This window comes from Caulobacter sp. DWP3-1-3b2 (assembly GCF_049896325.1).
In the GTDB taxonomy this organism is placed as follows: Bacteria; Pseudomonadota; Alphaproteobacteria; order Caulobacterales; family Caulobacteraceae; genus Caulobacter.
In genome coordinates, this window is record NZ_JAFCUB010000053.1 from 1 (window position 1) to 19,619 (window position 19,619).

Annotated in this window: 21 protein-coding genes and 1 tRNA gene; 10 read left to right on the top strand and 12 right to left on the bottom strand. The window is 64.9% G+C overall.

Annotated elements, in window-relative coordinates:
• Positions 1-198 precede the first annotated feature (198 nt).
• Entirely contained in the window at positions 199-528 is a 330-nt protein-coding gene (locus ACP7AG_RS20505; RefSeq protein ID WP_426033203.1) for an endonuclease domain-containing protein, read from the top strand.
• A 36-nt stretch (positions 529-564) separates the two neighbouring features.
• Positions 565-2,085, top strand: coding sequence for an Asp-tRNA(Asn)/Glu-tRNA(Gln) amidotransferase subunit GatB (gene gatB, locus ACP7AG_RS20510; RefSeq protein WP_426033205.1), 1,521 nt, complete (start codon positions 565-567; stop codon positions 2,083-2,085).
• Positions 2,086-2,152: 67 nt separating this feature from the next.
• Here gatB and ACP7AG_RS20515 read toward each other — a convergent pair whose 3' ends face one another.
• A complete protein-coding gene (locus tag ACP7AG_RS20515; protein WP_426033207.1) occupies positions 2,153-2,680 on the bottom strand; it encodes an RcnB family protein in 528 nt (175 codons plus the stop codon).
• Between the two features lie 183 nt (positions 2,681-2,863).
• Here ACP7AG_RS20515 and ACP7AG_RS20520 point away from each other — a divergent pair, with 183 nt between their 5' ends.
• Both ACP7AG_RS20520 and ACP7AG_RS20525 read left to right on the top strand, forming a co-directional pair.
• On the top strand, positions 2,864-3,589 hold the full coding sequence (locus ACP7AG_RS20520) for a glutathione S-transferase N-terminal domain-containing protein (protein WP_426033209.1): 726 nt from the start codon (positions 2,864-2,866) through the stop codon (positions 3,587-3,589).
• 198 nt (positions 3,590-3,787) lie between these two features.
• Positions 3,788-4,066, top strand: a complete 279-nt coding sequence (locus tag ACP7AG_RS20525; protein ID WP_426012475.1) for a sel1 repeat family protein — start codon at positions 3,788-3,790, stop codon at positions 4,064-4,066.
• Between the two features lie 166 nt (positions 4,067-4,232).
• On the opposite strand, the gene ACP7AG_RS20530 is transcribed toward ACP7AG_RS20525, so the two are convergent.
• On the bottom strand, positions 4,233-4,973 hold the full coding sequence (locus ACP7AG_RS20530; RefSeq protein WP_426033211.1) for a polysaccharide biosynthesis/export family protein: 741 nt from the start codon (positions 4,971-4,973) through the stop codon (positions 4,233-4,235).
• A gap of 86 nt (positions 4,974-5,059) precedes the next feature.
• Here ACP7AG_RS20530 and ACP7AG_RS20535 point away from each other — a divergent pair, with 86 nt between their 5' ends.
• From ACP7AG_RS20535 to ACP7AG_RS20545, 3 genes are all read left to right on the top strand, one after another.
• Positions 5,060-6,559: a GumC family protein gene (locus ACP7AG_RS20535; protein WP_426033213.1), complete on the top strand. Its 1,500-nt coding sequence runs from the start codon at positions 5,060-5,062 to the stop codon at positions 6,557-6,559.
• A 119-nt stretch (positions 6,560-6,678) separates the two neighbouring features.
• Positions 6,679-7,380: a sugar kinase gene (locus ACP7AG_RS20540; RefSeq protein WP_426012471.1), complete on the top strand. Its 702-nt coding sequence runs from the start codon at positions 6,679-6,681 to the stop codon at positions 7,378-7,380.
• Positions 7,381-7,390: 10 nt separating this feature from the next.
• A complete protein-coding gene (locus tag ACP7AG_RS20545; protein WP_426012469.1) occupies positions 7,391-8,650 on the top strand; it encodes an O-antigen ligase family protein in 1,260 nt (419 codons plus the stop codon).
• A 740-nt stretch (positions 8,651-9,390) separates the two neighbouring features.
• Here the strand turns inward: ACP7AG_RS20545 and ACP7AG_RS20550 are convergent.
• The 4 genes from ACP7AG_RS20550 to ACP7AG_RS20565 are packed head-to-tail and all read right to left on the bottom strand — an operon-like array spanning position 9,391 to position 14,093.
• Entirely contained in the window at positions 9,391-10,179 is a 789-nt protein-coding gene (locus tag ACP7AG_RS20550) for a polysaccharide deacetylase family protein (RefSeq protein WP_426033215.1), read from the bottom strand.
• Positions 10,179-11,120, bottom strand: coding sequence for a glycosyltransferase family 2 protein (locus ACP7AG_RS20555; RefSeq protein WP_426033217.1), 942 nt, complete (start codon positions 11,118-11,120; stop codon positions 10,179-10,181). The genes ACP7AG_RS20550 and ACP7AG_RS20555 overlap by 1 nt, the downstream gene beginning before the upstream one ends.
• Positions 11,117-12,559: a polysaccharide biosynthesis C-terminal domain-containing protein gene (locus ACP7AG_RS20560; RefSeq protein ID WP_426033219.1), complete on the bottom strand. Its 1,443-nt coding sequence runs from the start codon at positions 12,557-12,559 to the stop codon at positions 11,117-11,119. The genes ACP7AG_RS20555 and ACP7AG_RS20560 overlap by 4 nt, the downstream gene beginning before the upstream one ends.
• 10 nt (positions 12,560-12,569) lie before the next feature.
• Positions 12,570-14,093, bottom strand: a complete 1,524-nt coding sequence (locus ACP7AG_RS20565; protein ID WP_426033221.1) for an exopolysaccharide biosynthesis polyprenyl glycosylphosphotransferase — start codon at positions 14,091-14,093, stop codon at positions 12,570-12,572.
• A gap of 133 nt (positions 14,094-14,226) precedes the next feature.
• Here ACP7AG_RS20565 and ACP7AG_RS20570 point away from each other — a divergent pair.
• Positions 14,227-14,317, top strand: a tRNA-Ser gene (locus tag ACP7AG_RS20570).
• A 635-nt stretch (positions 14,318-14,952) separates the two neighbouring features.
• On the opposite strand, the gene ACP7AG_RS20575 is transcribed toward ACP7AG_RS20570, so the two are convergent.
• From ACP7AG_RS20575 to ACP7AG_RS20595, 5 genes are read right to left on the bottom strand one after another with little or no spacing between them, the layout of a single operon-like run.
• Complete coding sequence (locus ACP7AG_RS20575; RefSeq protein ID WP_426033223.1) at positions 14,953-15,648, bottom strand: IS6 family transposase; 696 nt, start codon at positions 15,646-15,648, stop codon at positions 14,953-14,955.
• Positions 15,564-15,947 (bottom strand): molybdopterin-dependent oxidoreductase, encoded by a 384-nt coding sequence (locus ACP7AG_RS20580; RefSeq protein WP_426033225.1) that lies wholly within the window; start codon positions 15,945-15,947, stop codon positions 15,564-15,566. Before ACP7AG_RS20580 ends, ACP7AG_RS20575 begins: the two co-directional genes overlap by 85 nt.
• A gap of 39 nt (positions 15,948-15,986) precedes the next feature.
• Positions 15,987-17,081: a cytochrome b/b6 domain-containing protein gene (locus ACP7AG_RS20585; RefSeq protein ID WP_426033227.1), complete on the bottom strand. Its 1,095-nt coding sequence runs from the start codon at positions 17,079-17,081 to the stop codon at positions 15,987-15,989.
• Positions 17,078-17,290 carry a DUF2945 domain-containing protein gene (locus ACP7AG_RS20590; RefSeq protein ID WP_426010036.1) on the bottom strand — a complete coding sequence of 71 codons (213 nt, stop codon included), beginning with the start codon at positions 17,288-17,290 and terminating at the stop codon, positions 17,078-17,080. Before ACP7AG_RS20590 ends, ACP7AG_RS20585 begins: the two co-directional genes overlap by 4 nt.
• A complete protein-coding gene (locus tag ACP7AG_RS20595) occupies positions 17,283-17,669 on the bottom strand; it encodes a hypothetical protein (protein WP_426010038.1) in 387 nt (128 codons plus the stop codon). Before ACP7AG_RS20595 ends, ACP7AG_RS20590 begins: the two co-directional genes overlap by 8 nt.
• A gap of 182 nt (positions 17,670-17,851) precedes the next feature.
• Between ACP7AG_RS20595 and ACP7AG_RS20600 the strand changes: the two genes are divergently transcribed.
• Both ACP7AG_RS20600 and ACP7AG_RS20605 read left to right on the top strand, forming a co-directional pair.
• The gene (locus ACP7AG_RS20600) at positions 17,852-18,574 is read left to right on the top strand and encodes an alternative oxidase (RefSeq protein ID WP_426010040.1); all 723 of its coding nucleotides are present in this window, start codon (positions 17,852-17,854) and stop codon (positions 18,572-18,574) included.
• A gap of 1 nt (position 18,575) precedes the next feature.
• A complete protein-coding gene (locus tag ACP7AG_RS20605) occupies positions 18,576-18,869 on the top strand; it encodes a DUF1971 domain-containing protein (protein ID WP_426010042.1) in 294 nt (97 codons plus the stop codon).
• Between the two features lie 243 nt (positions 18,870-19,112).
• On the opposite strand, the gene ACP7AG_RS20610 is transcribed toward ACP7AG_RS20605, so the two are convergent.
• Entirely contained in the window at positions 19,113-19,553 is a 441-nt protein-coding gene (locus ACP7AG_RS20610) for a DUF6538 domain-containing protein (RefSeq protein WP_426033229.1), read from the bottom strand.
• Positions 19,554-19,619: the final 66 nt, after the last annotated feature.

Here is a 19,619-nt window from a genome sequence, read left to right on the forward strand (position 1 = left end):
AGCCATGATCCACCTCCGTTCCAAAGAGTGAATCACAGCAAGAATGCTCAATCAATACCTTGATTGGGTTTTGACCCTAGAGCATTTCCCGACCTGACTGCGTCAGGCCGTGAGCTCTAATCTTCTGTTTTGACGCATTTTTTTTCACGCGAACCGGAACCACTTCGCTCGAAAAATGCTCGAGCCTTGCGAAAGGCCATGACAACCCAGGAAGTTCGCCTGTGGGTACGGCTCCGGACACTGAGAGCCAACGGCTTTCACTTCCGGAAGCAGGCGCCGTTCCTCGACTACATCCTCGACTTTGTCTGTTTCGCCCGCCGGCCGATCGTGGAAGTGGATGGCCATCACCATGCTGAGCTGGAACAAGCCGGCCGCGACCAACGCCGAGATCGGGTTTTGAGCCTTACGGGCTTCCAAACCTTGCGCTTCCCAACCCGTGCGGTGCATGAGGATATCGACCCCGTCATGAGCGTGATTTGTCGTGCTCTCGACGCCACCCTCCCCATAAAGGGAAGGGAAGGGAGCTAAACTGAAGTGGCCACCCCTGCGGCCAGGAATTGAGACATGACCGAAACCGCCTCCGCAAAGCAGATCCAAGGCCGCACCGGCCCGTGGGAAATCGTTCTCGGCCTCGAGATCCATGCCCAGGTCGCCAGCAAGTCCAAGTTGTTTTCTGGCGCCGCCGTCGGGTTCGGCGCCGGGCCAAACCAGCAGGTCAGCCTGGTGGACGCGGCCATGCCGGGCATGCTTCCGGTGCTGAACGGCTTCTGCGTGGAGCAGGCGGTCAAGACTGGCTTGGGTCTTAAAGCCCAGATCAATCTGAAGAGCCGCTTCGACCGCAAGAACTACTTCTATCCCGATCTGCCTCAGGGCTATCAGATTAGCCAGTTCGACCAGCCGATCGTCGGCGAGGGCGTCGTCAGCGTCGAGCGCGACGACGGCACGACCTTCGACGTGCGCATCGAGCGCTTGCACCTGGAGCAGGACGCCGGCAAGTCGATCCACGACCTGGATCCCAACGCCACCTATGTGGACCTGAACCGTGCGGGCACGGCGCTGATGGAGATCGTCTCCAAGCCCGACATGCGCACCTCGGAAGAGGCGGCGGCCTATGTGAAGAAAATCCGCACGATCCTGGTCTATCTGGGCACCTGCGACGGAGACATGGAGAAGGGCAACCTGCGGGCCGACGTCAATGTCTCGGTCTGCCGCCCCGGCGCCTATGAGAGGTTCCGCGAGACCGGCAGCTTCAGCCATCTGGGCACGCGCTGCGAGATCAAGAACGTCAACTCCTACCGCTATATCCAGCAGGCCATCGAGTACGAGGCCCGTCGCCAGATCGAGATCCTGGAGGACGGCGGCAAGATCGACCAGGAGACCCGGCTGTTCGACCCGACCAAGGTCGAGACCCGGTCGATGCGGTCGAAGGAAGAGGCGCACGACTATCGCTACTTCCCCGATCCGGACCTGCTGCCACTGATCCTCGACCCGGCCTGGGTCAAGGCGATTGAGGAAACCCTGCCGGAGCTGCCGGACGCCAAGAAGCAGCGCCTGCAGAGCCAGTACGGCCTGTCGGCCTATGACGCTGGCGTGCTGATCATCGAAAGCGACCGCGCCGACTATTTCGAAGCCGCCGCCCAATCTCTTTTCGAAAAGACAGGGGGCCGCGACGCCAAGCTGGTGTCCAATTGGGTGACCAACGAGTTGCTGTCGAAACTGGCGGCGAACGGTCGCGAAATTGCCGCCTCGCCGCTGCCGGCCTCGGACATCGCTCAACTGGTCGAACTCATCGAGAACGGCACGATTTCGTCGAAGATCGCCAAGGAGGTCTTCGAGCACATGTGGGCGGGCGAGGGGCGTCCCGCGCAGATCGTCGAGGCGCGGGGCTTGGTTCAGATCAACGACACGGGCGCCATTGAGGCGGCCATCGACGCCCTGATCGCCGCCAATCCAGACAAGGCCTCGGCCGTGAAGGAAAAGCCCCAGGCCATCGGGTGGTTCGTCGGCCAAGTGATGAAGGAGACCGGCGGCAAGGCCAATCCGGCGACCGTGAATGAACTGCTGCGGGGCAAGCTGGGGCTCTAGGCCCGACTGACGGAACGGCGCTCACGGGATTGCCCGGAGCGCCGCCCATCGTTTCAGATCGACGTCACTAGTTATTGATGATGTCGAAGATCAAGCCCGTGGCGATCGCCGCCAGCACGTAGTCGCTACCCGCCCGGTACCAGTGATAGCCCCGGGGCGGCGGACGCAGGCGGTAGTAGCCATAGTCGTTGATCACATAGTCGCCGCCGCGATAGTAGGACGGCAGGTAGCCGCCGCGGCGCCAGGCGGTGTAGCCGGGACGGTAGCCGGGGTGTCCGTAATAGGCGGCCGGCGGCGCGCCATAGCTCCAGCGATTGTTATAGTAATAGCCGTTGTGGCGGCCGTTATCCCAGCGCTTGTCGCTGCGGTCCCAACCGTTGTGGCGGCCGTTGTCGTGACGACCGTCATGGCCACCGCCGTCGCCGTCTCGGCGGTCGCCGCGATCATCGCCGCGACCGCCGCGGTCGTGATCCCCGCGGCCACCCTGGTCGCCGCCGCGACCGTGGCCGCGATCCTGGGCCGAAGCCTCGCTGGCCAGGGCCATCGGGCCGGCCACGGCGGCCACGGCCGCGATAGTGAGTAAAAGACGTTTCATCTCATCCGTCTCCTTTGGTCGGGCCTTCCGGCCGTCTCATCCCTCGTTCTTGAACGACAGAATGCTCCGGTCTCGCTGAACCTGATCTGAACGGCGCGGTCAGGCTAAGGCTCCAACCCATCACCGGCCTTGGCGTGACGCGCGCGCGAGACCATGTTGGAGTCAACGAAGAGGGAAAACAGCATGAGCGGTTCGATCGCACTCTATTACTGGCCTACGCCCAATGGCTGGAAGATCTCCGTCGCCCTGGAAGAGATGGGTCTGCCCTACACCATGGTTCCGGTGAACATCGGGACGGGCGAACAGTTCAAGCCTGAGTTCCTGGCCATCAGCCCCAACAACCGCATGCCGGCGATCGTCGATCCGGACGGTCCCGGGGGCCAGCCGATCTCGGTCTTCGAGTCCGGCGCCATCCTGCAGTATCTGGGTCGCAAGACCGGGCAGTTCTACGGGACCAATGAGCGCGAGCGGGTCGATATCGACCAGTGGCTGATGTGGCAGATGGGCGGCCTCGGTCCTATGGCCGGCCAGACCCATCATTTCCGGCAATATGCGGCCTCGATCGTCAGCGACCAGCGGCAGATCGCCTATGGCGCCGTCCGCTACACCAACGAGACCCACAGGCTGTACGGCGTGCTCAACAAGCAGCTGGACGGGAAGGATTTCATCTGTGGCCAATTGTCCATCGCCGACTTCGCCTGCTGGGGTTGGGTTGTGCCATGGAAAAATCAGGGCATTATTCTGGAAGAATTTCCGCACTTGAAGACGTGGTTCGAGCGCATGGCGGCCCGCGAAGGCGTCGAGCGCGGGTTCAAGCTGGGGGCGGAATTGCGCCGCCCGGCCCTGCAAACCCCCGGAAAAGCGCAGGAAGAGGCCCGAAAGGTGCTGTTTGGCCAGCGCGCTCGTTAACGCGCTGTATACGGGGGTTTACGTCTAGTAACACCGGTGAACGCAACGTAATACCCGTGAAGGGTTTATGTATTCATGGCCAAGATTTATGCTGTCGCCGGCCTTAACTATATGTTCAATCAAGAAGGACTTTTGTGTCTCCACAGAGAGCTTGGCGCGGCCAGAACGACGGCGCGGGCTGCAAGGAGAACCACGGTCATGATGATGAGCATTGAACCACCCGCCGCCATCCACGGCATCCCGCTGCCGACCGCCGACACCTCGGGCGACGAGCTGTTTCGCATGGGCCTGCTCTATTCGACCGGTCAGGGCGGCGCGCCGCTCGACTACGTCTCGGCCCACATGCTGTTCAACCTGGCCGCCATGCGTGGTTCGGTCGAAGCCAAGGTCTATCGCAAGGAAATCTCGCAGGAGATGGCCAGCGAGGATGTCGCCGAAGCGCAGCGCCAGGCGCGCGAATGGCTGGCCAACGGCTGAACCCTGACGGGTTCAGCCCACGCCTTCCCTTTCCCGGACGTCTGAAGCGCCGGGTGGGCGACCTAGAGCATTTCCCGACCTGACTGCGTCAGGCCGTGAGCTCTAATCTTCTGTTTTTACGCATTTTTCTTCACGCGAACCGGAGCCACTTCGCTCGAAAAATGCTCTAGTTTCCGTTAAAGCCGTTGACCGCGTAGCTGAAATTGATCGGCAGCAGGTCGCGGAAATATTGCTGCATGAACAGGCCCGCCTCGGCGACCCCGCTGCGCGGCACATAGACGATGTCGAACCGACGTAGCGGCACCAAGTCCGCCCCGCCGCCTGTCATTCCCGAAAGCAGGTTCGCGGTGCGCAGCATCGGACGACCGCCCGGGCCCCGGCGAATGATCACCACCGAGCTGCGCTTGGACGAGGCCTTGAAGCCCCCGGCCTGGATCACCGCCCGCAGGGCGTCGCCGTCGCCGGCCATGTCATAGACGCCAGGATTGCCAACCTCTCCGCCCACGAAAACCTTCAGCGGCGCCGTGGTCTTGACCGACACCTCGACCTTCGGCCGCAACAACTGGGCGCCATAGGCCTGGGTGATCGAGGCCTCAAGTTCACCGATGGTGCGGTCGGCGGCCATCACCGGACCGATCAACGGCAAAGAGACGCGGCCATCGGGTTGGATCACCGCAGACTTGTTCAGCTCGACCGCCGAGGGCACGCGGACATCGATTTCGTCCCCCGGATAGAATCGGTAGTCTGGCTCGTCGTCCGTCCATTCGGCGTAGCCGATGTCGGGAAAATCGGCCGTCGGGCGGGCCGTGGGCGTGATGGGCTCGCCGTCCACGTGGCCGCAGGCCGAAAGACCGCTGGCCAGGAAGGGCAGGGCGAAAGCCGCCGAGAGGATGGTGCGCCTGTGCATGCGGCAAGTCTTAACAGGAATGGGTAACGAAGCCTTAAGGCGCGACCGACCAGGGTAAGGTCGAGATTTGAACCCATCGGATTCGCATGTCGACGACGAGCGCCTGGACCAGCGTGCCGCACGAACCCCCGTCGCGAAGCGACTGGGCGGCGCGCGCCCGCTACGCGCCGACCGATTTCGTCACCTTGCTTTGGCGCGAGCGCTGGCTGATGCTCGGCGTGTTCATGGTGATCTTTTGCATCGGCCTGGCCTTCGCCACCACGATGAAGAAGACCTATACCGCCAGCTCAAGCCTGTTTGTCCGCCTGGGCCAGGAATATGTCTACGAGCCCCGAGCCGGCGACGCCGCGCGGGGCGCGGTGCCGGACGTCGACCAGGTGATCCAGTCGGAAGCGGAAATCCTCGGCAGCAGCGAACTGCGCGAGCGGGTGATCCGCAAGGTCGGCTTTGGCAAGATCTTCCCAGCCCATGCCACCAAATATTCCAGGGCCTCGCCCGAGGGGAAGCACAAGCTGATCGCCGAGGGACGTGACGCGCTCGCCCGCAACCTGAAGATCGAGACCGCCCCCGACAACTCGATCATCCGGCTGTCCTATTCCAACAAGAACGCCGAGGTCGCCGAGAAGGTGCTCAACACCCTGCTCGAGGAGTATCTGATCTATCGCCGCAGCCTGCTGATCGGCTCCAGCGACAATGGCCTTGAGCGTCAGCGCGACATCTTCGCCGACAAGCTGGCCGAGACCGATACCGCCTATCAGGCCTTCCTGTCGGGCAACAACATCGGCGACTTCACTGCCCAGAAGACAGCCTTGACCCAGCTGCAGGCCCAAGCCGAGTCGCAGAAATACGCCACCGAAGCGCAGCTTCAGGACCGCAGGGGCCGCCTGGCCTCGGTGCGGGGCGAGCTGGCGCGCACGCCAGCCGACATGGTGCTCTATCGCGACAGCGACATGTCTGCGAGCGGCAAGCTGGCCCAGCTGAAGCTGGATCGCGAGGGCCTGCTGTCGCGCTATCGGCCCGGCACCCAACCGGTCCGCGACATCGAGGCCCAGATCTCTCAGCTGGAGCAGGGCATCGCCTCGGGCCGCACTAACGGCGATGGCGCGCGGCGAAGCGGTCCCAATCCGATCTGGCAGACCCTGCAATCCACTCAGAACGACCTGGCGGCCGAGGTCGCGGCCCTGCAACAGGCGCAGGTCGCCTACAGCCAGCAAGTCCAGGACGTGAACCAGCGCCTGCTGCGGTTGTCGGAGCTGGAGCCCACTTTCAACCAGCTCAGCCGCGACCGTGACGTGCTATCTTCCAATGTTCGCGACTTCACGGTCAAGGAACAGCAGGACCAGGCCCAGCGCCGGATGTCGGCCGAGGGCAGCGACAATATCCGCATCGTCCAGCGCGCCGTGGCGCCCTCGACCGGCAAGAGCCTGAAAAAGCCGATCCTGGTCCTGGCCTTCCTGTTCGCCGCGTTCTCGGCCGCCTGCGCCGGTCTCGTGCGGATGCTGCTACGTCCGGGCCTGCAAACTCCGGCTTCGGCCGCGCGCACCCTGAACCTGCCGGTGCTGGCCACGGCGGCCTACAAGCGCTGAAATGAACCTAACAGCCTGGGGCGGCTTTATCAGCTTGGCCCTGGGCGCTTTCGTCGCCTTTCACGCGAAAGCGTTTGGGCCTTAAGGTGAACGGACTTCAACGCGTAGCGATTCGGCGAATGGTGGACTTGAACGTCGAGATGGCTGAGCTGTGGGGGTCCTTGGGCGCCCCCGCGCCCGGCCGCGCGCATGTCGTCCAGTTCGTATCCGCCCGGCGTGGGGAGGGGACTTCGACCGCCGCCCGCGAATTCGCCCGCTTCGCCGCCAAGCGGGCCGGTCGCAAGACCTGGTTGATCGACCTCGACCTCGTCACTTCGCCGCAATACCAGGCCATCGCCGCCGACCCCGAACGCTACGGCGCCATGGGCCCCGGCGCGCCGGCCTCGCCGGACGGCTCGGCCTTTTTTACCGTGCAGCCGCCGGCCCCCAAGCCCGACGGCGGCGTCTGGCCCGACGCCAAGTACCTGACCGCCCATAGCGTCGGTGGGCCGAGCTTGTGGGTTACTCGATTTAACCGCGAGGCCCTGCGCGGCCGCCAGAAGGTCCATATCCTGCCCGGCGTCGAATATTGGTCGGCCCTGCGCCGCCACGCCGAGATCATCATCGTCGATAGTCCCTCAGCTGACACTTCCCAGGCGGCCCTGACCCTGGCCCAGCACATGGACCAGATCGTGATGGTGGTCAGCGCCCAGCAACCCGACGTGCGGCCGCCCGGCCTTTTGCGCGACGCCCTGGCCTCGGCCGGCGGCCGCTGCGCTGGCGTGTTCTTCAACCAGGCCTCGGTCCAGCCGCCCCGTTTCCTGAAGGCCATCCTGCCTTGAGGAGCCCGGCGTGAGCCTCTACGGAACGGCGCCCGCCGCCGCGCCGGCCCGCCTGACCTTCGCCCACATCGCCCTCTTCGCCTTGGCGGTCTTCGCCCTGCTGCTTTATAGCGGCGGCTGGGAATTGCCGTTGGTCGGTGAGAGCGCCACCGAGGCCGGCTCTGCGATCCTGCGAGTCGCCTACCTGCCCGCCTATGCCGCCGGCTTCGCCCTGATCGCCCTGCGGCCTGGCGCGACCTTCCGGGTGCTGATCCGGCAGCCGTTCCTGATCGTGCTGCTGGTCGTGGTTGTCGCCTCGATGGTCTGGTCGGTGAACCCCGACCAGACAGCCCGGCGCTGTTTCGCCTTGGTCTGCACCACCCTGGGCGGCGTCGCCCTGGCGGCGCGGTTTCGCTGGCCGCAGCTGGCCGAGGTGGTGGGAGCGGCCTTCGCGGTCTTGATCATCGCCAGTTTCGTCGTCTGTCTGGCCGTGCCGCGCATCGGGATCATGACCGAGCTTTTCCCCGGCGCCTGGCGCGGCCTTTGGCGCGAGAAGAACGGCCTGGGCGGAAACATGGCCTTCGGCTTCTGCATCCTCTCGGCTGCCGCGCTGCTCAACCCCCGGCGCGCTCACCTGTGGTGGACCTTCGCGGGCCTGGCCTTGGTGCTGGTGCTGATGTCGACGTCAAAGACCTCGCTGGTCTCGCTGGTGCTGGGCATGGGCGCGATCGGCTTCGTGCTAGTGGCCCGCCGCAGCCCCGCCGCTGGAGTCGCCGCCACCTGGGCCGGCGTAACCGGCGTGGTGCTTCTGGCCGCCTTCATCCTGTTCGCCGCCGATGTGTTCTTCTCGATCCTCGGCAAGGACGCCACCCTGACCGGCCGCACCAAGATCTGGAGCGCGGTGATGCGCGAGATCGAGGACCGGCCCTGGCTCGGCTATGGCTACCAGGCGGTGTGGGGCGACAAGACCGGCTGGGGCCCCTTTGCCTGGATCAGCAAGAACGCTGGCTTCCAGGCCCAGCACGCCCATAACAGCTGGCTGGAACAGTGGCTGGGCATGGGCCTGGTGGGGTTGATCGCCTGGGGGCTATTCTACTTGCAGACCATGACCTTGGCGGTGATCGCGGTGTTCCGCGACCGGGGCGCGCTGCTCGCCTTCCCCTTCCTGGTCGTCTACAGTCTGGTGGCCCTGACCGAGAGCATCGCGGTGGTCTATAATGACTTTCGCTGGGTGCTGTTCGTGGCCTTCGCGGCCAAGCTGGCCTTCCCGGACCGCGAGATCGAGGCCTAGAGCGGTTTGCTTCCGATGGAAGCAACACCCGAAATTCCTTTTATCCGGGCCTCCGCCGGGATGAGAGGATGAAAAAGCAGCGATCAATTTTCGGCAGATGACCAAGGTTGAGGGTTCCACGCCTCCCCGCAAAGGATAGAAAGGCGCATGAGCCGTTCGACGCGAGTGGTCACGAAACAAAGTCATTCAAAATCAACGCTCTAAACTTTCTCGATCTTTTTGACACCCACCCCCTTCTGGCGCCCGCATACTCTGCTCACTCCATCGCACGGGGAGGGACGTCGGCCGGCGACCTGACGGGCGGTAGGGGGTGGTCGAGCGGGAAGGCTTGGCCGCCGTGTCTTCTTCGGGAGACGCCCCAAGGTCGGTTCGGAGCAGGTTCGCCCCCGCGGCGACAAAACTTCGGCGCCCGGGTAGGCGGCCGTTGCCAACAGGTACGGGCTGAAATCGCCTGTACGGTCCGGAGGGTCAGCCAACCCTCCGCCCGCCGAGGGCCCACTTCGGAAGCGGGTTAAGACCCCGCGCGCCGATGGCTCTCGTCTGAAGGCCGCGCGAAGCGCTCGTCTTCGTCGAAACGGTATCAAATCTGCAAATCCTCCGGGCGGAGCCCGGGCGCTTCGCACCCTCCCCATCCCATCGCAGCTTTGGCGCGTAAGCGTGAACCCGCGCCTGCTGATGGGGACAGGCGCATGCGCCTGTCCCCAATCGTGGCAAAGTCCTTCGCCTGGAGGAGAGGAGCCCTACAGCCCGATCCGCCGCGCGCCTTCGGCCACGGTCACCACGTCGAAGCCCGCCACCAGCGCCCCATCCACCAACCGCTCCAGCGTTCCGATGGTGCAGCCCCACTGGGATGGTTCTGCCGCGACGTCGTGGGTGTAGAGGATCAGCCAGGCGTTGCGGGCATGGGCCTTGTCCAGCCAGTCCAGGGCCACGGCCTCGCCGTCCTCGCCCTCGATGCCGACGGCGGGGGCCTGGTTGAGGTCAGCGCCGTTGGCGATCAGACCGTGGTGCAGGGCGCGCAGAGTCTTGAAGCGGCTGGCCAGGGCGGTCTTGGCTGGGCCGGCGACGTCGCCGTAAGGATAGGCGAAGCTGACCGGCTCGCCGACGCCCCAGGTCGCCAGGGCCGCGCTGTTGCGGTCGACGTCGGCCAGGGTCTCGGCCGCCGAGGACTGGCCGCAGTCGAGGTGCGAGAAGGTGTGGCAGGCGATCTCGTGGCCGGCGGCGTGCAACCTCGCGGCGTGCTCACCGGTGGCGAAACGGCCCATGGGCCCGTCGCGGCCGGCGAGGCCGGCCGCGAAATAATAGGTGCCGCGCAGGCCGCGTTGCTCCAGCACCCGGGCTCCGGCCTCGCAGGCCGTGGCGGGGGCGTCGTCAAAGCTGAACGACACCATCGGCCGCTCCAGTTTCACCTTGGCGGGTCGGCGATGGGCCAGGCGGATCAGTCGCCGCCTCAGCTTGCCCTTCAATGTGACGTCGGGCTCGTAGGCGTCGACTTTTTCGCCAATCTCTTCAGCGGGGAAGGTCTGCATCAGACGGCGTCCGAATAGAGGGCGGCGCGATAGAGCCGCATGGCGAGGGCCCGCAGCGGCGTCGGAGCCGCCTCGCAGAGGGCGATGGACTTGAGCATCGGCCTCCAGAGGGGCCGCAAAGGCAAGGGCTTCAGCGCCTTGGCGACACGGTAGCTGGGATAGTTTCGAACCACCTCAAGGTGGCCTTGCACGACCCGGGCGAAGTTGGCCGCTGACTGTTCGTATTTGGCGGCGAGGGCCTGGGCCGTGTCCAGTCCCAGATGGGTGGCCGAATTGTCGATATGGACGATCGGATAGAGCGCCGACACCCGCATGGCCCACTCGACGTCCTCCCACCCCCAGCCGGCGAAGCCTTCGTCGAAAGCCACGGTGTCGAAGACGTCTCGGCGGACCAAGAGGTTGGAGGTGAAGACGTGCTTTTCGGGTTCCCTGGCCCGTTCAGGCGCTGAGGTGCAGTCACTTTTCAGGGCCATGGCCCGGTGCAGGTCGTGCTCGGGCCGGTGGGGCGTCTGGTCTAGGGTAAACCCACCGAAGGCCACGGCCACGTCGTCCCCGGCCAGCGCTGTCCAGCGAGCCAGGAAACCGATCGGGTCGGGCAGCATGTCGCTGTCGAGAAACAGCAGGTGGCCGCCCCGGGCGTGGCGCGCCAGGCGGTTGCGGCCCTTGGCGCGGCCCTCGTTGGACGACAGCACGACCAACCGGGCCGGCAGCGTCATCGTCTCAATGCGCTTGGCCATCCGCTCGACCAAGGCCGCGTCGCCGCCGCCGTCGTCCAGCAGGATGACCTCGGCCTCGACGCCGCGCTCATCGAGCGCCTTGAGCAGGGCGCTGGGATCGTCGCGGAAGGTCGGGATCAGCACCGACAGGCGCGGCTGGGCGCCCGTCTCGGAGAGGGACCTCCAGGCGATGTTGTCGGTCAGGGTTTCGGAAACGACGGTCATGTGGCTCTCAACCGGCGCTGGAGGATTTCGTTCAGGCGGCCGCGCAGGCCACCGGCGTCGACGGCCAGCACCGCGAGGCCATACACCAAGGCGCCGAGCGCGGCCTTGATCAGCAGCTCGACCACCCCGCCGAAGGCCGGCACGGCCAACACAACGGCGCCCATCAAGGCGCAGGCCACACCGGCCTTCAACAGGCTGGACCAGGGCACGGGCAGGGGGCAGACGCGGCGGCCCAGGACACCCGCGCCAATCGCGCCAATCGCGTAGCTGGCGGCGGTGGACCAGAGCGCTCCGTCCAGGCCAAAGCGCGGGATCAGCAAGAGGTTCAGGGCGACATTCGCGCTGGCTGGAATGGCCATGCAGACAATCAGCATCGGGGTCTTCCTACCCAGGGTGAAGGCCTGCAGCAGGTAATAGGTGGTCACGCCCGACAGCCAACCGGTCAAGGCGATCCAAGGCACGACGCCGCCGGCGCCGGCGCTGAGTTGCGGTCCGATCATCACCTGCGCCAACGGACGACTGACCAGGGCCAGGCCCACGGCGGCGGGCAGGGTCAGCAGCACCATGAAGCTGGCCTGCTCGTGAGCGGCGTCCTTCAGGGCGGGGTGGCCGCCGCGCTCCAGGGCCGCGACCATGGCGGGACCACCGGCCATGCCCAACCAAATGAACACCACGTCGAGCGTGCGGCTGCCAAGCGAATAGCCGGCGTGATAGACGCCGACCGCCTTTTCGCCCAGGAAGGCCGCCAGCAGGAAACGGTCGGTGGTCGAAAGCACCAAGGCCAGGATCAGCGACAGGGCCACCGGCAGGCCATAGGCGGCATAGGCCTTGGCCATGGCGGCGTCATACCGACCACCCTGGGCGCGGCGCAGGTCGGTCGGTAGCACGAACACCAGGCACAGCAGCGAGATCGCCCCCATGCCGAGGATCGGCGCGGCGCCGCCCAGGCCGACCAAAGCCAATACGAGGCCCAGGGCGAAGCCGCCGACCGTCTGGACAATGTCGAGCAGGGCCGCGCTGGAGACCTCGCCGGCCGCGCGGCGGCGCTCCTGCGACAGCTTGGTCAGGCTCTTGACCACGACGGCGGCTAGGGAGGCGGCAACGGCGATCTTCAGCGGAGCGGCCAAGGGCGCGAACTTCAGCACCAGCACCGCGACCACCGGGACGGCCAGGACGAGGGCGAACCACAGGCGATAGATCGTGGCGAAGTGATCGGGCAGCCGGCCGTCGGCCTCCTGCCGCGCATGGAAGCGGGCCATCGCGGCTTCAGTCCAGGTGAGCAGGATCGTCTGGGTCAGGCTGAGCGCCGAGAAGGCGAGGGCGTAGACGCCATACTGCTCAGGCGTCAGGACACGGGTAAACAGCACGATGGTGAGCAGGCCCACCACGCCTTGAGTGATATTGACCGGCAGGTATCCCAGTACGCCACGCCAGAACATGATCGGGTCCTCAGCGCACCGCCGACCGGTCCCCGAGCAGGCAGGGGATGGTCATGGCGATGATGTAGAGGTCCAGCCAGAACGATTGGCGCTCGATGTAGTCCACGTCCAGGGCGACACGCTCCTGGACCAGCTGCGCCGTATCGACCGGGCCGCGCGAGCCGTTGATCGCCGCCCAGCCGGTGACGCCCGGCTTCATGCGGTGGCGGTGGGCATAGTGGGCGACCAGCTTGGCCGACTCCACGTCGCCGCTCTTCATGCCGATGGCGTGGGGGCGGGGGCCGACCATCGACATCTCGCCCTTCAGCACGTTGAACAGTTGGGGCAGCTCGTCGAGGCTGGTCTTGCGGATGAACTTGCCGACCTTGGTGACGCGGTCGTCATTGGCGCTGACTTGGCGGGCGGCCTTGGCGTCGGCCATCTCGTGTCGCATCGACCGGAACTTCCACACCAGGATGGCCTCGTTGTTGAAGCCGTGGCGACGCTGGCGGAAGAACACCGGGCCAGGGCTGTCCAGCTTGATGGCGAGGGCCACCAGCAGCATGATCGGCGAGGCGACCAGCAGGCCCAGCCCGCCGACCACGATGTCCTGGGCGCGTTTTGCGATGGCGCGGCGGGCGTCAGTGGTCGCGCCCGACAGGTCGACGAAGCGGGCCAGGGAGGCGCTACGCTGGGCCTCGTGACCCACGTCTACGAACAGGCTGACCGGGTTAGGCAGCACTTCCAGCCGCTCAACCAACTGGCGGACGCGGGCCTCGGCCGAGGAGCTCACCGCGATGATCACCCGGTCGACATAGGGCATGATGCGGTGGTCGATCAGGGCCGTGGTGTCGCCCAGAACCGGCACCCCCATGACCTGGGGCGGGGCGCGGTCGGCGCGGTCGTCGAACACGCCCAGCACATTGACGTCGCCAGTGGCCAGGGCGGTGCGGATGAAGCGCTCGGCATTGACCGTGGCGCCCACGACCACGACGTTGGGAGTCAGGCGACCCTCGCGACGGCCGTGATCAACGGCGCGCCACCAGATCGTGTGGAGAAGGCCGGTCACGGCGACCAGGGCCGCGCTCCATCCCGCGACGACGAAAAGGGGCGCGGCGCGAGCCTCGCCAAAGCCTAGGGTGGCGGCCAGCACCACCAGGGCCGTCGCGCCATAGGCGGCCAGCAAGCGCAGGCCATGGCGGCGGAAGCTGTCGCGGCGATGGAAGGCGTAGGCCTCGAGCGCGTAGAGGACGGGCACGAGGGCCAGGGCGCCCAGCACCAGCGGCGCGAAGGCGGCGGCCGGCAGGTGGGTGATCATCACGGTCGCGGCGGTCGTCGCCGCCACGGCGAGCGCGTCGACCATCCGAAAGGCGCGGGAAAGACTGCGGACCTGCATGCGAGCCCGGGCCGGCACCAGGCGGCCGGGACGGAACGGGCCGCGCCGACCGACGCCGACAGCGTCTTCGTCCTCGATCATCGGCAAGGTCGGCGTCGTCTCGACGTCGGCCGCCGGGACATCTTCGGTCTCGAATGATTGTGCGATCGCAGACGACATGAGGCCCCAAGCCCGTTGTAGAACAGGGTTCAGGCTAGTCTCGCGGTCTGAGCTTCACGTTAACGCGGATTTTTCCGATAGCTCGATTGTCACGGCCCGGCGAACAGGCTATCGAACCGCTCCCCTCTCAGGAGGAGACGTGGCCGAGAGGCTGAAGGCACCGCTTTGCTAAAGCGGCATACCCCAAAAGGGTATCGAGGGTTCGAATCCCTCCGTCTCCGCCACCACCCCGGCAAATTGTCTCAAATGACCCTCGGCGCTCCCAAGCGACCGAGAACGCGCGCTTATTCGCCGCCAATCGGTCTGCACAGCCGCCACTTCGTCCTCGAACAGCTCTTCGACCAAGCCAATAGGCGCGGCATATCTCCACGCCGCTGTGATCCAGATGGGTTTCCCTGCGAACAGGGAAGTTTGCAGGGAATTAGATCAGGACGGATCACCGTTTAGGCTATATGCAGCTCGTGCCGCTCAGAAAAATCCAGCGCTCATAGGGACTTAGACGCTCCCATCAGGCCCCCGATTTTCCTCGCCGAACAGGGAATATAGACTCGGAAACAGGCCGCATCGATCTGGAAACAGGGAACGGCCTTGCGCGAGCCGAGCCCGCTCAAACGATGCCGAGCATCCGCCGCTGATCATCCCAAAGGATCGGCATGCCCCGGGCCAAGAGATGGGCCAGGGACAGCGTCGCTGATTGACGGCCTTCCACGATCATTGCCTGAAGATCCGGCGCCAAAAAGCTCAGCCGCATCAGGGCGCGGAAATAAGGGCTAGGAAGACTCTTCTGAAAACTAACCCGCTCTGGTGGCGTTGTCAGGGTAACCCCGCCTGGGGACTATCATTTCCAGGCAAGTCTCCTTCAGGCGACCACGGCTTCATTCCAGACGCGCATAGCTTCGCTGCGGAACTGGCGAAGGGTTTGACGGCGGATCAGGTGAGGTTGGGTGTAGAAGGTGTTGTAGATCGCCGCGTGGGTCGTGAGGAAACGCTGGGCGGAAGCTTGCGATTTAAACCCTTGCATCTTTCGCTCCCTTCGTCGGATCGGCAGATGCGAGTTTTCGGCTCGGTTGTTTCCGCGCAATCGACCGGGGCGGTGCAGGTCGATTAACTCCAATTCCTTCAGCGCGGCGGTGTAGGAGCCGAGCCCATCGGTGGTGATGGAGATCGGCTCCACGGGCTGATTTCGCAGCAGGCGCTTGAGCAGTTTCAGGGCGGCGCCCGTATCGCGCCTACGCTGCATCACGAGGTCCAAGACCTCGCCCTCGTCGTCGACGGCGCGCCAGAGATACATCCGACGTCCGCCGACCGAACAGACCATCTCGTCCAGATGCCAACGCGGAGGCGGCGCTGGCCGGCGGCGCTTCAGGTTCCTTGCGATCTGCGGGCCGAACTTAATGGTCCAGCACCGGATGGTTTCATAGCTGACCTCTATCCCGCGCTGCGCGAGCAATTCCTCGACGTCGCGGAAGCTCAAGGTGAAGCGGAAATAGAGCCACACCGCGTAACGGATGACCTCCGCTGGGAACCGATGACGTTTGAAGGACAGGGTACGCATGGCGCGCTACTGCCGTTTCCAACAAGACGTGTCCAGTTAACGAGCCTCGCGGTGCGCCGGTTAAGCTGACAACACCGCCGGGCGAGGTCCAGGATTTCGCGCATCGGCACGCCGCTCCATTTGGCGACGCCAGACCAACCCTGGATGCAGAAATGGTCGGTGATCTGCGCCTGCTTCGGCATGGCCTTCAGGTCGGCCAATGACAGATCCTGGGGCGCTTCGATCAGGCCGCTGACCCGCAGCCGGTAGTCGGCGAAGGCGTTCGCGGCCAAGGCGTCGTAGGCCTGCGAGTTTGGCATCGTGCCGTTTGGCCAGAAGAACGGCGATATGTCGCTCTCTTAGAATTGCGTCTTTGGGTCCATCCGCGTGGCCAAGGTCTTCAGCCAGCCGATCATGAACCTTCCGGTGCGCTGCACCAGCCGTGCGTGCCGTCTCGTGAACGGCGAGGCCAAGAGCCAGGCCGCCGTCAAGACAGCCATTGCCAGCAGGAACAGCGGCAGGCCCGCCCAAGAGTCGTTCTCGACGCCGGCGAACATGTGGTTGGTGTTCTGCCGCAGCCCGGTGATGAACACCATGACGCCGTGCATCGCGATGAAGGTCACGAACCAGGCGAACGAGAGGAAGTGTATCGACCGCATCGCCTGGCGATTGAGCAGCCTGCCGATCCAGCCCAGGGAGTTGGCGATCGCCGGGCTTTGCATCAGGCCAGTGACGATCGACACCGGCGCGGCGACGAACACGGTGACGAAATAGCTGAGCTCTTGCAGGCCGTTGTAGCGCGTCCAGCTGTGGTCCACCGGGAAGTTCAGCGAGGCGTACTGGATGGCGGTGGAGAGCGCGGCCGGAAATACCTCCCAGGTCAGCGGCACCAGCCGCCGCCATTGGTCGGTGGCGAACAGCAGCCCGTAGAACAGGACGCCGTTGATCACCCACAGCAGGTTGACCGAGAAGTGCCACCAGCGAGCCAGGCCCAAGGTATGGCGCAGACCGGGAATGCCCAGCCATGTCGGAAGCGTGACGGAGTCATCCTTGGCAGTCCAAACCCGACCCTTCGGCACGGGGCGCTGGAAACGAAACCAGTCCGTCCCCGGCGTGCAATGGCGCCGCCAGTAGAGCCGCGGATGGTCGGCCAGGATCTGCAGGCCGGCCCGGATGATGAACAGCATGAAGAACATGTTCAGGAAGTGCTGAACCTGCAGCCACCAGGGAAAGCCGGAATCCACCGGTGGCGCGGCCTGGGCGACGGCGATCAACACCATGAGCGCGGCAGTCCCGATGGGGAGCGCCCAGAGCACGCTGATCCAGCGCCGGCCGACGCGCACCCTCGGGACGATGCCGGCTTGCGGCGGCATCCAGTGATCCGCCAGCAGGCGATCGTCGGCCTGGGTAATGGCCGCCTCCAGCGGCTCCGGGGTCGTGGGCTTGTTGCTCATGTCAGCCGGCTGAGCGCTGCGCCCAGGTGCATGGCGATGTGATCGGTCTTGCTGCTCTTGATCTCGTACTGCGGGATCGCAGGGCTCGCGTGATGGGTATGGCCCTTGTAGTCGACGTCCCGAGTATGGACGCGGATGATCGTCCCGCTGACGCGGCCGGCCTCGGAGTTCCAGCTGACGCGATCACCGACATTGAATTGCTTAGCCATCGGGATCTGCCCGAGAGCTGAAATGAGCAGCTCGCTGGACGAGGTCGATCATGTGGGCGGCGGCGTGGATCGTTAGGGGGTGATGTGTGAAACCTGGCCTCGGCGAGATGTAGGCTGCCATATCGCGGACAACCTCCGCCTGCCTGTCAGAGCCTTCGGCCAGCAAAGCGATCATCAGGTTCTCAAGCGCGATCACGCGAACCCGAAGCTGCACCAGTTCGGTGTTGGTTATTTGAGGCTCGCGGTCGGGGCCCGCTTCCTCCGCGGGTGAGCCTTCTTGTGGTCCCTGGCGGCTCGCGCCGCCTTCGTTATCCCACCTCGAGAGCGCCTTCTCGCGTAGCCTCGCGCGGTCTGAGGCGCCGGGAATTTCATCAGCCATGAAGACCCCATTCTGAACGCCGGCAGGTGGGGTTCCCGAGCGACGCCGGAACTCCCCAGCTTACGGAACAGGCGGCCCTGACACACGTTCCCAACCCAGGGCGTCGGGAAGCTGGCCTGCATTGTTTTTTCCGTCAGCCGCGCAGTGCTCCCGCTGCGGCCCAAGCCCAAAAGGGGTACATCGTGGTCAACAAGATTCTCGCACCCGACCCACGAGCCCTGGCCGAGGAGGCGGTCGCGGAGCCCGTGGTTCATCACAAGCCGGTCGGCTTTTCGGATCGGTTCGCCCTGGGTTTCACCAAGCTGCTGCGCTTCGCCGCCGACACCTTCTTCGCCAAGCGCTACGGGCACCGCGCCATCGTGCTGGAAACGGTCGCGGCTGTCCCCGGTATGGTCGGGGCGACGATCAACCATCTGACCGCCCTGCGCCGCATGAAGGACGACGACGGCTGGATCCGCACCCTCATGGAGGAGGCTGAGAACGAGCGCATGCACCTGATGACCTTCGTGCAGATCGCCCAGCCCAACCTCTTCGAGCGCCTGGTGATCATCCTCGTCCAGTGGATCTTCTATATCGCCTTCTTCCTGCTCTACCTGGTCTCCAGCCGCACCGCCCACCGCGTCGTCGGATATTTCGAGGAAGAGGCGGTGATCAGCTACACCCTCTATCTGAAGGAGATCGACGAGGGCCGTTCGCCCAACGTCGAGGCCCCCGCCATCGCCAAGCACTATTGGAAGCTGCCCGACACCGCGACCCTACGAGATGTCGTGCTTGTCGTTCGCGCGGACGAAGCTCATCATCGTGACGTCAATCACGGGTTCGCCAGCACGCTTGCCGGCCTACCCATCGACCACGCCGCGGCGCCTTATCCGCCCCATGCCCACGACATCCGACTGACTGCGTGACATGGAACCCGCACAGGTCTCGCAGCCCTACCGCACCACGTCCGTATTTGATGAAACCAGTCTGCCGGCTGCATTGCGCCGCGATCACCGCACTAAGGTCGGCGTCTGGGGCGTGATCCGGGTCCTTGAGGGCGAGGTTGTCTTCACGATCCTCGATCCACCAGACGAGCAGCGCCTGACGCCCGAGCGGTTGGGCCTCGTCCTTCCGGAGCAACCTCACTTCGTGACGCCTGCCGGCCCGATGCGGATGCAGGTTGAGTTCTATGACCATCGGCCTGACTTGGCGGATTTGTAGAAAATTCCGGCGGTGGCGGCGAGAACAAGCGATGATTGCAGGGCGATTGGAAGCAAGCACGCGAGAAGCTGACACGCCGGCTAGGTGGCGCGAAGCAGGGCTACGCACGGCGGCCTTACAGCAAGGTTGCCGACTATCGACCTCAAGGTTTTCCGGCGTTCGCGAAGTGAACCTCCACCACCAAGCCGGGACTGTTGTCCGACAGCCTGAGTTCGGCGCCATGGAGCTCAGCGATCGCAGCTATCAACGCGAGGCCAAGGCCGGAACCTGGAGTGCTGCGACTGGCTCAACCCGCCCACCAGTGATCGTTTGATCGACTGGCAATCCTGACCGGACGCGGGCCAGTTCGAAGTCCCGCTCGATGGAAGCCGCGATCTGATGCGAACGGCGCAGGGCGACCGCGGGGCTGTCCGTCTCTAACGAACGCCAGATTTCCCTCTTGCCGACAATCGCCCGCAACGATCCGGGGACACGGCGCCGGTTGTAGTAACGACCGCCCCGGCATACGAAATGCGTTCGAATCTGTAGCGCTTTTGTGTAGCAGCCCCGCAAGTGTTTAGCTGAACGTTCTCGGACACTTATACCACAATCCCCTAGCTCTGACTCCGACAGGATTCCCTGACTGGCCGAACTGAACCGCGCCGGGTTTGCCGGAGGCCTCAACTCCTGAGAGGAAGAGGCCATGACAAGCAAGACGACGAACAAGTTTTCACCTGAGGTTCGCGAGCGAGCGGTTCGGATGGTTGTGGA